The sequence below is a fragment of the Peptoniphilus sp. genome, from assembly GCF_022767005.1.
Classification (GTDB): domain Bacteria; phylum Bacillota; class Clostridia; order Tissierellales; family Peptoniphilaceae; genus Peptoniphilus_A.
The window spans coordinates 25,221-39,285 of the sequence record NZ_JALEOV010000045.1 but is presented as its reverse complement, the minus strand read 5'-3'; the positions used below and the strand labels follow the sequence as shown (position 1 = coordinate 39,285).

The 14,065-nt window shown below is 31.1% G+C and carries 10 protein-coding genes and 3 tRNA genes; 6 read left to right on the top strand and 7 right to left on the bottom strand.

The features are described 5' to 3' along the window. Positions 1 to 64: 64 nt before the first annotated feature. Positions 65 to 568, bottom strand: coding sequence for a GNAT family N-acetyltransferase (locus MR285_RS03710; RefSeq protein ID WP_293558152.1), 504 nt, complete (start codon positions 566 to 568; stop codon positions 65 to 67). Further along, on the bottom strand, positions 541 to 1,257 hold the full coding sequence (gene sfsA / locus MR285_RS03705; RefSeq protein WP_293558150.1) for a DNA/RNA nuclease SfsA: 717 nt from the start codon (positions 1,255 to 1,257) through the stop codon (positions 541 to 543). The genes MR285_RS03710 and sfsA overlap by 28 nt, the downstream gene beginning before the upstream one ends. 77 nt (positions 1,258 to 1,334) lie before the next feature. On the opposite strand from sfsA, the gene MR285_RS03700 reads away from it, so the two are divergent. Beyond that, on the top strand, positions 1,335 to 1,859 hold the full coding sequence (locus MR285_RS03700; protein WP_293558148.1) for an isochorismatase family cysteine hydrolase: 525 nt from the start codon (positions 1,335 to 1,337) through the stop codon (positions 1,857 to 1,859). Positions 1,860 to 2,017: 158 nt separating this feature from the next. Here the strand turns inward: MR285_RS03700 and MR285_RS03695 are convergent. From MR285_RS03695 to MR285_RS03685, 3 genes are all read right to left on the bottom strand, one after another. After that, positions 2,018 to 2,093, bottom strand: a tRNA-Phe gene (locus tag MR285_RS03695). A gap of 6 nt (positions 2,094 to 2,099) precedes the next feature. After that, a tRNA-Ile gene (locus tag MR285_RS03690) sits at positions 2,100 to 2,176 on the bottom strand. 7 nt (positions 2,177 to 2,183) lie between these two features. Then, positions 2,184 to 2,275, bottom strand: a tRNA-Ser gene (locus MR285_RS03685). A gap of 229 nt (positions 2,276 to 2,504) precedes the next feature. Between MR285_RS03685 and MR285_RS03680 the strand changes: the two genes are divergently transcribed. The 3 genes from MR285_RS03680 to MR285_RS03670 all read left to right on the top strand — a co-directional run bounded on the left by MR285_RS03680 (position 2,505) and on the right by MR285_RS03670 (position 9,562). After that, a complete protein-coding gene (locus tag MR285_RS03680; protein ID WP_293558146.1) occupies positions 2,505 to 4,559 on the top strand; it encodes a heavy metal translocating P-type ATPase in 2,055 nt (684 codons plus the stop codon). A gap of 267 nt (positions 4,560 to 4,826) precedes the next feature. Further along, positions 4,827 to 4,997, top strand: coding sequence for a 4Fe-4S binding protein (locus MR285_RS03675; protein WP_293558145.1), 171 nt, complete (start codon positions 4,827 to 4,829; stop codon positions 4,995 to 4,997). A 287-nt stretch (positions 4,998 to 5,284) separates the two neighbouring features. After that, complete coding sequence (locus MR285_RS03670; protein WP_293558179.1) at positions 5,285 to 9,562, top strand: 2-hydroxyacyl-CoA dehydratase; 4,278 nt, start codon at positions 5,285 to 5,287, stop codon at positions 9,560 to 9,562. Positions 9,563 to 9,839: 277 nt separating this feature from the next. On the opposite strand, the gene MR285_RS03665 is transcribed toward MR285_RS03670, so the two are convergent. Both MR285_RS03665 and MR285_RS03660 read right to left on the bottom strand, forming a co-directional pair. Beyond that, a complete protein-coding gene (locus tag MR285_RS03665; protein ID WP_293558143.1) occupies positions 9,840 to 10,784 on the bottom strand; it encodes a copper amine oxidase N-terminal domain-containing protein in 945 nt (314 codons plus the stop codon). Between the two features lie 7 nt (positions 10,785 to 10,791). Next, positions 10,792 to 11,289 (bottom strand): hypothetical protein, encoded by a 498-nt coding sequence (locus MR285_RS03660; RefSeq protein WP_293558141.1) that lies wholly within the window; start codon positions 11,287 to 11,289, stop codon positions 10,792 to 10,794. Positions 11,290 to 11,388: 99 nt separating this feature from the next. Here MR285_RS03660 and MR285_RS03655 point away from each other — a divergent pair, with 99 nt between their 5' ends. Both MR285_RS03655 and glmM read left to right on the top strand, forming a co-directional pair. After that, entirely contained in the window at positions 11,389 to 12,711 is a 1,323-nt protein-coding gene (locus tag MR285_RS03655) for an HD domain-containing protein (RefSeq protein WP_293558139.1), read from the top strand. A 4-nt stretch (positions 12,712 to 12,715) separates the two neighbouring features. Beyond that, positions 12,716 to 14,059 (top strand): phosphoglucosamine mutase, encoded by a 1,344-nt coding sequence (gene glmM / locus MR285_RS03650; RefSeq protein WP_293558137.1) that lies wholly within the window; start codon positions 12,716 to 12,718, stop codon positions 14,057 to 14,059. Positions 14,060 to 14,065 lie beyond the last annotated feature (6 nt).

Sequence of the window (14,065 nt, the reverse complement as noted above, 5' to 3'; positions counted from 1 at the left end):
AGGAAATCCATAAAAAAATCTTTTATAAATTTCATAAATCTTTCATTTTTTCAAAATAAATATCTCACAAAATTTTTTCATAGGCAAATCTTTCACTTGTTCCGCCAAGGTATACCAATCCAACATATTTATATTCAAGAGAAGTTAAAAGATTTTGCATAGATTTATTTTCCCTATGTGTATCAATGCGCACTGATTTAAAATTATTTTCCTTTGCAAAATGTTCTGAAAACTCAATAATTTTTTTGCCATAACCCTTTTTTCTTGCATCTGCAAGAGTAGCTATTCTGTGGAGTGCTACATAGGGTTTTGGACTTTTCCAAGTGGCTTTTAAATTTTTTTCGTAATCTATGTCATAATCGTAAATTATAACTGTGGAAACAACTTTTCCACAATCTTCTAGAACGTAAATAATTTTATTTTTATCAAGATCAGGAAATTCATTTAGATTTGGTTTTTCTTTTCCTTGCCACTGATTTATGCCAAGGGACTTTAATTTTTCTGAACCGTCATTGTAAATTTTTTCAATTTCTTTTCTATCTAATTCCTTTGCAAGTCTAAATTCCATGTTTCCTCCAAAATAACGGGTACTTTTTCTGAAATTTCTATTGAATTTCTTGTTACAATTGAGTCATAAGCTAGGGTTTTTACTCCAGCGTTTCTTGCTTTTAATAAACCCATTGAAAAATTCTTATCTGTAACGTAATTTGGTGTAAAAAATTTTACATCTTTCATTTGAATAACAAATAAAATATAGGTTAAATATTTTTCGCTAGAACTAATAAGTCCATTGATATGTTTTAATCCTCTTTTTGTGGGAGCATCAGGAAAGGCGACAATTCCATTATTTTCTAAAGTAACCCCCTTAACTTCTAAAAGAGCCTTTTTATTTTCGCCTTCTAAATAAAAATCGAATCGAGAGTCCCCGTGAGTGTATTCCCGCTTTATTATGCCATATTTAAAACCAAGATCAATTTTATTTTTATTAAATGCTTCGTAGACAATTTCATTGGGAGCTTGTGAGTCAATATTTATAATTTTATCGCCTTTTATTACAGCTACAAGCGTGTAAGAAGTTTTTCTATTGGGATTGTCGTTGTAAGTTAAAAAAACTGTTGTACCTTCTTTTAGAAGTTCCTTACATCTGCCAGTATTGGGAACATAAACTGTCAAAAGCTTAAAACCCTTTTTGCAAATCGCTATAAATCTATTTTTTCTATATAAAAATTCTGCTTTTAAAACACTGTTGTATTTCATAATTCACCCCAAAATATTATACAGTGAACTTTAAATTATGTAAAACTTGTTGTATTATATTGAAAAGGAGTGAGAAAATGGACGTATTAGTAGTAATAGATATGCAGAATGATTTTATAAGCGGTTCGCTAAAGGGAAAAGACACAGAAAAACTTTTGGATAGAGTTGTGGACAAGGTAAATGAGTTTAAGGGAAAAGTAATTTATACATTGGATACACATTATGAAAATTATCTCGAGACTAATGAGGGAAGAAATCTGCCAATAGAACACTGTATAAAGGGTACTTGGGGTCATGAAATTGCAGAAAAACTAAGGAAAACAAAGGATTTTAAGGAAGCAAAAAAGTTTGAAAAAAATACTTTTGCATCAGTTGAACTTGGAGAATATTTAAAACAATTAGATAGTAAAGAGGGAATAGACAATATTTATTTCTTGGGACTTGTCGCAGATATTTGCGTAGTTTCAAATATTTTACTTGTAAAAGGATTTTTGCCAGAAAAAAATATTTATCTTTACAAAGATTTGACCGAAGGGCTTACAGATGAAAAGAAAAAATCGGCAATAGATGTATTGGAGTCTTGCCACATTAAAATGGCTTAAAAACATCTTAATAATATTTTTACATATTTCTGTATAATGTTAGGGAAATAGTGCTATTATGAGGAAGACTACAATTTTTGGCTGAAAAAAAGATAGAGGGATTTTGAGTAAAATTAAAAAGATACAAAAAAAAGTACCAACAAAATTGGTACTTTTTGTGGTGCCCAAAGCCGGAATCGAACCAGCGACACGAGGATTTTCAGTCCTCTGCTCTACCGACTGAGCTATCTGGGCAAGTAATGGTGGGCCTTCAGGGACTTGAACCCGGGACCTACCGGTTATGAGCCGGGCGCTCTAACCAACTGAGCTAAAGGCCCTCACCATTGGCGGAGAAAGAGGGATTTGAACCCTCGCGACCCTAATCGGGACCTACTCCCTTAGCAGGGGAGCCTCTTCAGCCACTTGAGTATTTCTCCAAATTGAAGCTCACTCTTTAGCAACTTACTTTATCTATTCTAACGGACTAGTTGATTTTTGTCAACTATTTTTTACAATAAATTTAAAAAGTTTTTATAGGCTTCCTTTGCTAAATTATTAGCTCATAAATTAAAAAATAAAGTAAATAAAGTATTGACATAAATAATAATTATTTTATAATGAATGTATGAACAAATATCGAATGATAATTTGCGTAGAGGGAGAATTATGAGCAAATATATATTTCATTTAAAGGGTCTTACTTGTGCAAATTGTGCAGGGAAGATCGAAGATAAACTTAAAAAAATGCCAGATATGAAAAATCTTAATTATGATTTTTTAAAAGATGAACTTGTTTTTGATTCGGAAGCAGATCCTTTTGATTTAAAGATTAAAATTCAAGATGTGGTTGACTCCATAGAAGATGGTGTAACTGTTACTGAAGATTTAAATGAAGATATGGAAGAAGATGAAGAAAAGTTTCCTATATACAAATGTATTTTCGTTTTTGTAGGGTTAATAATATTACATTACTTAAAACTTAATGAAAAAGTCAATTTTATAGCCTATATTATTTTGTATGCAATAATAGGTTATGATGTTGTTAAGGCTTCGGTTTCTAAAATCGCAACGGGTAATTTTATGGATGAAAAATTTCTAATGACTATTGCGTCTATTGCGGCCATAATTTCCGGTGAATATGCAGAAGCTGTTGCCGTAATGTTATTTTACACTGTTGGAGAAATTATCCAAGACAAAGCAGTGGACAGCTCCAAAAATTCTATTAAAGAAGCCCTAAAATTAAAACCAGAGTTTGCAAATGTAAAAAAATCTGGAGAAATTGTAAAAGTTGATCCAACTGAAGTTTCTGTTGGAGAAGTCGTTGTAATTATGCCTGGAGAAAAAGTTCCACTAGATGGAAAAATAATCAAAGGAGCTTCAAATGTGGACACTTCAAATATTTCTGGAGAATTTGCACCAATTTCTCTAGGAGTTGGCGATGAAATCACTTCTGGTTTTGTAAACTTAGATTCATCTTTAGAAGTGGAAGTTACAAAGGAATATAAAGAGGGAACTATTGCAAAAATTATTGACATGGTTAAAAATGCAAGCACAAACAAGGCAAAAGTTGAAAAATTTATTACAAGATTTGCAAAAATTTACACTCCAATAGTTATTGGACTTGCAGTTTTACTTTTCCTAGTTTTAAACTTTGCAAGTGATCTTTCTTTTAAAGAATCAATTTATAGGGCTGCAATATTTTTAGTAATTTCTTGTCCTTGTGCTCTCGCAATTTCTGTTCCACTTACTATTTTTGCGGGAATTGGTTCATTATCAAGAAAATCAATTTTTGTTAAAGGAGGAAATTCTATTGAAGCTTTGACAGATATAGAAGGAGTTGCCTTTGATAAAACGGGAACTGTTACTAAGGGCGAATTTACAGTTGCTGAAGTTGAAGAAATAAAGGCATCAAGAGATGAGATTTTAGAAATTGCATCAATTGGTGAAATGTATTCAACTCACCCAATTGGAAAGGCGATAGTTAAAAGTTTTAAAAGCAAACAAATTCCTGAGCATTTAAACAATATTGGCGGAAAGGGAATTGAGTTTGAACTAAAGGGTAAAAATTATCTCGTTGGAAATAAAAAGTTAATGGAAGATTATAATTTAAAACTTAATAATAAATCTGATTCAAATTATGTGGATGTATATGTGGCAGATAAAAATGAAATTTTGGGAATTATTAAGTTAAAGGACGAGATAAAAGAGGGTGTTAAAGAAAGCGTAAATAAACTTCATAGTAGAGGCGTAAAGACTTATATGTTTTCTGGAGACAAAGAGAATGTTGTAAAGAAAATTGCAAATGAAGTTGGAATAGATTATTACAGAGGCTCACTTCTTCCAGATGAGAAAGTTAGAGAAATAAAGGAAATAGAAAAAAATACAAAAATTGCCTTTGTCGGCGATGGAACTAATGATGCGCCTTCACTTGCAAGTGCTTATCTTGGCATTAGTATGGGAAGTGGCTCTGACATCGCAATTGAAACCTCAGATATAGTTTTATTGAAAAATGACATTTCATCTGTTGTAAGAGCAATTGACATTGCAAAGAAAGTAAAAAGTATTGCCTACCAAAATATTTTTATAGCCTTATTTTTAAAGGTCGTTGTGCTAGTCTTTGGTGCAATTGGATTTGTATCCATGCCTCTTGCAGTTTTCGCAGATGTTGGAGTTGCGCTTATTTGCATCTTAAATTCTCTAAGAGTTTTTAGGGGAGAATAAAACATAGTAAAATGCTATGGATTATTAGTTTTAATAAATAGTTAGAAAAATTAAAAATTATTTTTAAAATATTTTTTATTAAAATAAATGCCAATAAAGCTCAAAAATTAGAGGTTTTTTATAAAATTCAATTAAATAATAAAAGTTATATCATAAAAAAACAACAATAATGATTGAAAAATTAAAACTATTATGTTAATATTATGTCAGAACATTATGAATATATAAATTCATGAATTTTGGTATAATTTTATGGAGGTAAATAAAATGGCATATGTAATTAACGATTCTTGCATCGCTTGTGGTGCATGTCAATCAGAATGTCCAGTTGGATGTATTTCTGAAGGAGATATTTACACAATTGATGAAGCTCAATGTATCGATTGTGGTAGCTGTGCAGCTGTTTGCCCAGTTGGTGCTCCAAATCCTGAAGACTAATAGTTTAAAGGAAAGATAGGTTTAAGCCTATCTTTTTTTATTGCAAAAATTTAAAAAATTCTCATATAAATAATTCACAATAAAATCACAAATTAGGTTATAATAGAATGTAGCAAATGTTAAGAAATGTTTAATATTTTTACAATAAAAATCAAATTTTTATGCAGATTCATATTGAAATTTGCTTTGCAAAGTGTGATAATTATTTTTCATTAAATCATTATAGTAAAAATTTTAAATTAAAATAAATTATACTTAAGTGGCTTTTTGTGAAAGGAGAAGTAGGAATGCTAATTCACATGGGATTAGATGTTGGTTCTACAACGGTAAAACTTGTAATATTAGATGAAAAACTAAATATTTTATATAAGACATACAGAAGACATTTTTCAGATGTTAGAAAAACTGTTAAAGATGTAATAAATGAAGTTTATAAAGATTTTAAGTATGAAACAGTTACTGTAAATGTTACTGGAAGTGGCGGACTTTCTGTTCACAAATTTTTGGACATAGATTTTATTCAAGAAGTAGTGGCTGGCAGGGAAGCAATTTCTTGTTTTATTCCAAAGACAGATGTTGCAATAGAACTTGGAGGAGAAGATTCTAAAATAACTTATTTAAGAGGTTCTGTTGAACAGAGAATGAATAGTATATGTGCTGGAGGAACAGGCGCTTTTATCGACCAAATGGCATCACTTCTTCAAACAGACGCTTCAGGCCTTAATGAGCTTGCAAGGGATTATAAAAAATTATATCCAATTGCATCTCGTTGTGGAGTTTTTGCAAAAACAGATGTGCAAGCCTTAATTAATCAAGGTGCTAGTAAATCTGACATTGCAATTTCAGTTTTTCAATCTGTAGTAAATCAAACTATATCAAATCTAGCTTGTGGAAGACCTATTAGGGGTAATGTTGCTTTCTTAGGGGGACCACTTCACTTTTTGCCAATGCTTAAAGAAAGATTTGTTGAAACTCTTAATTTAACTGAAGATGAAATAATTTCTCCTGAAAATTCACAAATTTTCGTTGCACTTGGAGCAGCTATTTCAAGTTTTGATTCAAAGCCAATTTCATTTGTAGAACTTTTTAATAGAGTAAATAATAATGACAACATAAATATTAAAGAAAGTGATGTAATGCCACCGCTTTTCAATAGTGAAGAAGAGGTTATTGCTTTTCGTGAAAAACATAAGACAAAATCCCTTAAAAAAATTGATTTAAAAAGTTATGAAGGTCCAATTTATTTGGGAATTGATTCAGGTTCAACTACTTCAAAACTTGTGGCATTATCTGATAATAATGAATTGCTTTATACTTTTTACGGCTCTAATAAGGGAAATCCTCTTGACATTGCAATTGAAAATTTGAAAGAGATTTATAAAGAGAAAAATGAAAAAGCATATTTTGCTGGTTGCGGTACAACTGGTTATGGCGAAGAATTTTTAAAAGCAGCGCTAAATTTAGATTTTGGAGAAGTTGAAACGATAGCTCACTTTACTGCTGCAAAATATTTTGATCCAAAGGTTGATTTTATTTTAGACATTGGCGGACAAGATATGAAGTCCATGAAAATTAGAGATGGTGTAATTGAATCAATTTTACTAAACGAAGCTTGTTCGGCAGGTTGTGGATCTTTTCTTGAAACTTTTGCACATTCAGTAAATATGAGTGCAGAGGAGTTTGCTAAGGAAGCTACTAAGTCAAGAGAGCCAGTAGATTTAGGTTCACGTTGCACAGTTTTTATGAATTCCAATGTTAAACAAGCACAAAAAGAGGGCGCTTCAGTTCCCGATATTTCTGCAGGACTTGCCTATTCTGTAATTAGAAATGCAATTCAAAAGGTAATAAAAATTAGAGATCCAAAGGAGTTAGGGGAACATATAGTTGTACAAGGCGGAACTTTTCTATCTGATGCAGTGCTAAGAGCCTTTGAAAATTTAACAGGAGTAGAAGTTACAAGACCAAATATTGCTGGGCTAATGGGCGCTCTTGGAATGGCACTTATATCAAAAGAAAAATCAAAGGGAAAGTCAAATTTAATTTCACAAGAGGAATTAGAAAAATTTGAGTATAAATCAATTTCTACAAATTGCAGACAATGCACAAATAATTGTGCTCTTTCAGTAAATATATTTCCAAATGGAAAGAGATACATTACGGGAAATAGGTGCGAAAAGGGCGCAGGTCGCATTAGAAATAAAGAAGACGAGCTACCAAATATGTATCGCTATAAATACGAAAGAGTCTTTGATTATAAATCACTTTCTGAAAAGGAAGCTAAACGTGGAGTCGTTGGAATACCTAGAGTTTTAAATATATATGAAAATTATCCTTTCTGGCATACATTTTTTACAGAATTAGGGTATTCAGTTGTCCTTTCAAGCAAATCTTCTAGAGAAATTTACGAAAAGGGGATTGAAACCATTACAAGTGAAACTGCTTGCTATCCTGCAAAAATTTCTCATGGACACATTGAAGACTTAATAGAAAAGGGAATTAAATTTATATTCTATCCAGCAGTATTTTACGAAGAAAAGCAATTTGAAAATGCTGACAACACATTAAATTGTCCCGTTGTAGCAGGGTATTCTGAAGTTATAAAAAATAATGTGGATGAAATTATTGACGGAAAAGTTAAATTTATGAATCCTTTTATTTCTTTTGACGACAGAAAAAAATTAGAAAATAGACTTGCTAATGTCTTTGATTTCATTCCAAAAGCAGAAGTTAAAAAAGCTGTGCGTGCAGCCTATGATGAACAAGATAGATATAGATTAGATGTCTTAAATGAAGGCAATAGAATTTTAGAAGAAATAAATAAGAAGGGTGAAAGGGCAATAGTTTTATCAGGTAGGCCTTATCACATAGACCCAGAAATAAATCACGGCATACCAGAACTTATCACTAGCCTTGGACTTGCGGTAATTTCTGAAGATGGCATAGCTCGAAATGTTGAAATTGATTCAAGACTTAGAGTGCTAGACCAATGGAATTACCATTCAAGACTTTATAGAGCGGCAAAATTTGTTGGGGAACATGAAAATTTAGAGTTAGTTCAACTTAACTCCTTTGGCTGTGGAATAGATGCAGTTACAACTGACCAGGTTCAACATATTTTAGAGTCTTACAATAAAATTTACACAGTGCTAAAAATAGATGAAGTTTCTAACTTAGGTGCAGTGAAGATTAGGATAAGATCTCTAATTGAAGCGGTAGAAAAGAGAGAATTTGAAAAAATCGATGCAGAACTCGAAGGACTTCTCGACGATAATCCAGTAATGTTTACAAAGGAAATGAAAAAAGATTATACGATATTAATGCCTCAAATGGCGCCACTTCATTTTAGTATATTTGAACCTATACTAAGACATGAAGGAATAAATATTGAACTTCTTGAAGACTCAGGACATAAAGTTGTAAACGAAGGATTAAAATATGTAAATAACGACGCTTGCTATCCATCAATTTTTGTAGTTGGACAATTTATAGACGCAGTAAAATCTGGAAAGTATGATACAAATAGATTGGCGCTATTAATGAGTCAAACTGGCGGAGCTTGCAGAGCGTCAAATTATGTGGGCTTTATTAGAAAGGCATTAAAGGATGCGGGTTATGGTCATGTTCCAGTAATTGGTCTTTCTTTTCAACAAATTGAAAAACACTCTGGATTTGAATTTGATAAAAAAACAATGGTAAGAATTGGCAAAAAGTTAATTCAAGGAATGCTTTATGCGGATTTAATCATGAGACTTACACAAGCGACAAGACCTTACGAAGTTATAAAAGGTTCTGTTAATATTTTGCGCGATAGATGGATTGACATCACAACTTCAGAAAATTTAAATTATAGCAAAAAAACTTTTATCTCTAATGTAAACAAAATGGTTGGAGAATTTAACAGGCTTGAAATTACTAATGAGAAAAAACCAAAGGTTGGAATTGTTGGAGAAATTTTAGTTAAATACGACCCAGCTGCCAATAATCATGTCGCAGATCTTCTTGAAAGGGAAGGGGCTGAAGTTGTCATACCAGATTTGACAGACTTTATGATGTATTCCTTTAAGAATGCGAGAGCAAAGGCTGATAAACTTTCTAAGTCAAGATTAACGGCATTTATTTGTGAAATGGGAATTTCTTATATTGAATCTTACAGAAAATATGTTAGACTTGCCCTTGAAAAAACAAGATTTATAGTTCCAGAAAAAATTGAGGAAATTATTGAATATGCAGAAAGATATGTAGATCTTGGCAATCAATATGGAGAAGGTTGGCTTTTAACTGGGGAAATGGTTGAGTTAATTGAATCAGGCGTTGAAAATATTGTCTGTGTTCAACCTTTTGGATGTCTTCCAAATCACATCACGGGAAAAGGTGTTATAAAGGCAATTAGAAATTCTTACGAAAAAGCTAATATAATTCCAATAGATTATGATGCCTCAGCTTCTGAAGTTAATCAATTTAATAGAATTAAGCTTATGCTTTCACAAGCAAAGAGAAATATGGAACAAGGCGAAGATAAATACAACAGAGGATATTTAAAAAAGGCAGCAATCTTAAAAAATTAATTTTTTCTTTATTCTTGATATAAATAGCAAAATGAAATAAATGCAAACAGAACCGACCTCTAAAAGCTGGATTTAAACCCTAACTTTAGGAGGTCAGGTTTTTATGGCAAAAATCAAATAATTTAAAATACTTTAAATTTCAGAGAAAGGGAATTAAACTTGCGTAATTTAGAAAATTTAGTTTAAAATTCCAATACAATTATAGAAAGATACAAAAAAATACCAAAGCTAGTAAAAACTAACTCTGGTATTAGTCTAATTTTGTTAAAGACAAATATTAAATTTTCTTAAAAATATTTTTTAGAGTTTGATCTTGTAACAAATTTTCTGTGCTATCTTGTTTTTTCTTTTCGTCATTATAAACTTTGATGTCCCTTTGAGCTTTATAATCTACACCTTTAAGAGCAGATTCAAAGGAGTCCTTTGCTTCCTCAATCATAACTTGAAAATCCGTTAAATCACTTATAAATTTTTTTGCAGCTTCTTCATTTTTTGCAATAATGGATTCTTTAAGTCCTGGCAAAATTTCAAGAGCTTTTTCACTTGCCTTTAAAGTGTAATCATGTGAAGATTTAAATTTTTCTGGAACATTTAAATTTTTGATTTTATCAACAGTATTTCTAATTTCAGCATCTGCTTTATCATAGGCAGCATATAAATCTGCATCAGAAAGTTTTGAAGCATTTTCAAAGAAACTAGATTTTAAATTTGCAATTGATTTACTTAAATCATTTTGCAAGACTTTAATTTCTTTTACATATGCTTCTTCATCAGATGATAAGTTTAGCATTGTAGCTTTTGAAGAGTCGGTGATTATAACTTTGAAGTTCTCATTGTCCCATTTAACTTCAGCTTTTAAATTTTCTGCTACAAATCTTAGTGGAACGAAAGTGCGTTCACTTTTAATAAGAGCAGGTGCATCTAATTCAATTTCTTTTCCGTTAACTTTTGCTTTTTTTGAATTGATTTTTAATTCTATTGAAGTATTGCTTCCATTTATACTTACAAGTCTTTTATCATTGTTCCAACCAACTTTATAGCCTAAAGTCTCTGAAATAAATCTTATAGGAACCATAGTCCTTTCATTTTGTATAAAGGGAGCAACATCAGATTTTATAATTTTTCCATTGTATTCAATTAATGGAGTTTTAGCTGCAAATACATTTGCAGTCAAAAATATTAATAAAATTAGTGAAATTAAAATTGATTTATTTTTTTTCATAATTACCTCAACTTTCTTTACTTACTTTTTCTGTAGTTGAATAAGAATTTGAATTAAAAACTTTTTCGATATAAATTAAATTACTATCTTTGTCTCCTTGGATTTCTATAAAGGAACCATCTCTTTCAGTTGGAGAAACTTCGCCCCTTTCATCGTCTTTATAGAAAACGATATATTCCATGTTAGGAGAAAGAGTTTTTGGGATACTAACTTCAATTTGCGAAAGATCGCCCTTATAATCTTTTAAGAAAGATGTGTTTGTTCCTTCTGCAGTTGATGTTGAAACTCTAATTCTTGATATGTAATCAGAATTTTTAATTAACTGGTCAACATTCTCCTTGTCAAAGTTTGAAGTAGTTAAATCTTCTTCACTTGCTTCTTTTTCCTTTGCAACTGAAGAAATTTTTGTGTCTCCCGTTTTTTCAACTTTAGAATTTTTTTTGCCACAGCCAACTAAGCTAAGCATTAAAAATAAAGATATTATAACAATAGTTGATTTTTTCATACATACCTCCAATTTAGTTCATTATACCATAAATCAAGGGAATGAGAATTATATAATTTTAAATTATGTACAATATGATATAATAAAAAGGGTGATAGAATGCCAAAAGATGTGCTATTTATTTTAAACAAATTAAATGAAGAAGGCTTTGACGCGTACATTGTAGGTGGTTGTGTTAGAGATAAACTACTAGGAATAGTACCTCACGATTATGATATAACTACATCTGCAAAGCCTGATGAAATAAAAAAAGTTTTTAAGGATTTTAAAACTGTTTTAGTTGGCGAAGAGTTTGGCACAGTTGGCATTATTATTGATAAAACTATTTACGAAGTTACTACTTTTAGAATAGATGGAAAGTATTTGAATTTTAGAAAGCCGGAAAAAGTAACTTTTTCAAAAAATCTAAATGAAGACTTAAAAAGGCGTGATTTTACAATTAATGCCATGGCAATGGATTTTAATGGAAATCTTTACGATCCTTTTGGAGGAAAAGATGATTTAGATGAAAAAATCATAAGAGCAGTTGGCAGCCCAACAAAAAGAATTAGAGAAGATGCAATAAGAATTATGAGGGCAATTAGGTTTGCAGGAAGGTTTGACTTTTATATTGAGGATGAACTTTTTGATGCAATTTCCTTTGAAAGTAAACTTCTAAAAAAGATTTCTCCCGAGAGAATTTTTGATGAATTTTCAAAAATGATTACCTCAGAAAGACCTTCATATTATCTTCTTCTTATGGAAGAAACTGGTGTGCTAGACGTAATATTCCCAGAGTTAAAAAGAACAGTTGGATTTTCACAATTTAGTCCTTATCACGACAAAACTCTTTTTGACCATTTAATTTGCGTCATGGATGAAGTAAAGCCTGACCTTTCTCTTAGACTTGCAGCACTTTTTCACGACATTTCAAAGGTGGACACATTATCAATTGGCGAAGATGGAAGAGGACATTTTTTTGGACATGAAGTTTTGGGGGCAGATTTAGTTTCTGAAATTTTAAAAAGATATAGAGTTTCCAATAGAGTTATTGATAAAGTTAAAATTTTAATTTTAGACCACATGAAAGTTCACAGCGAAATGACTGACAAGGCACTTAGAAGACAAATTAAAAGAGTGGGAAGGGAAAATGTAATGGACCTTTATGACCTTTTAATTGCCGATTGTAAATGCACGAGAGCAGATCGTGATGCAAGCTTTATTATAAATAGAAAAAATAGGGTAAAAGAATTATTAAATGAAAAAGAAATGAAAACTGAAAAGTTTTTAGAAATAAATGGAAATGATATAAAATCTTTGGGTTTTAGTGAAGGCAAAATTATTGGGAAAATTTTAAAGGAACTTGAAAATTTAGTTCTTGATTACCCAGAGAAAAACAATAGAGAATACTTAATTGAATATATAAATAAAAATTACAGGTGATAAAATGACAAGATTATTTGGAACAGATGGAGTTCGTGGCATTGCCAATCAAAAGTTAACTCCAAAATTATGTTATGATATTGGAAGAGCAGCAGCTTTTGTACTTACTAAAAATAAAAGAGGAAAAGTTTTAGTTGGAAGAGACACAAGACTTTCCGGAGATTTAGTTGAATCTGCACTTATTGCTGGGTTTATGAGCATTGGATTGGATGTAGATGTTGCAGGAGTTATTCCAACTCCAGGAGTTGCATATCTTACTAGAACTGGAGATTATTTATGTGGTGTTTCTATTTCGGCATCACATAATCCCTTTGAATACAATGGAATAAAATTTTTCTCAAGCGAAGGTCTTAAACTTGATGATAGTGTGGAAGATGAAATCGAAGAAAAAGTTCTTTCCACTACAAAAATTTATAAGGATGTTACAGGGGATGAAGTGGGAATAGTAAATAGGTCTTCTGAATTTACACAAAAATATATTGAATATTTAAAAGGTTTAACTAATGAAAGATTTGACGGATTAGAAGTTGCAGTAGATGCAGGAAATGGTGCACAATCACATATTGCAGAAATTGTTTTAAAAGCCTATGGTGCAAAAGTAAAGATTATTAATAATGAGCCAAATGGAATGAACATAAATGACAATTGTGGTTCAACGAATCCAAAACTTATTGAGGAACTTGTAAAAAAAGAAAAATCAGATATTGGTATGAGTTTTGACGGAGATGCTGACAGAATTATTGCCGTCGACGAACTTGGAAATGTAGTAGATGGCGATCATATCTTGGCAATTGCTGCAACATATTTAAAAGAAAACAACAATCTTAAAAACAATGCAGTAGTTGGGACTATAATGTCAAACATGGGTCTTAAAAAATATCTTGAAAATATTGGAGTTGACTTTATAGAAACAAAGGTTGGAGACAGATATATTCTCGAAAAAATGTTAAAAGATGATTATGTAATTGGGGCTGAACAATCTGGCCATGTTATATTTTTAGATTATAATACAACTGGCGATGGACTTGCAACGGGTATTCATCTTTTAGAAATTATGAAAAAAACAGGGAAAAAATTATCAGAACTAAATGGACTTATGAGAAATTATCCTCAAGTTCTTAAAAATGCAAAAGTTCGCGATGACTTAAAAAATAGATATGAAGAATTTCCTGAAATAATTCAGGCGATTAAGGCTGTGGAAGAAGATTATCATGGAAGTGGAAGAGTTGTCATAAGACCCTCAGGTACAGAGGCACTTGTTAGAGTAATGATTGAGGGCGAGGACAAAGAAAAACTCTTGGAAGATGCTGAAAAATTAGTAAAAATAATTGAAGATAAATTAAACTAGGAGAAG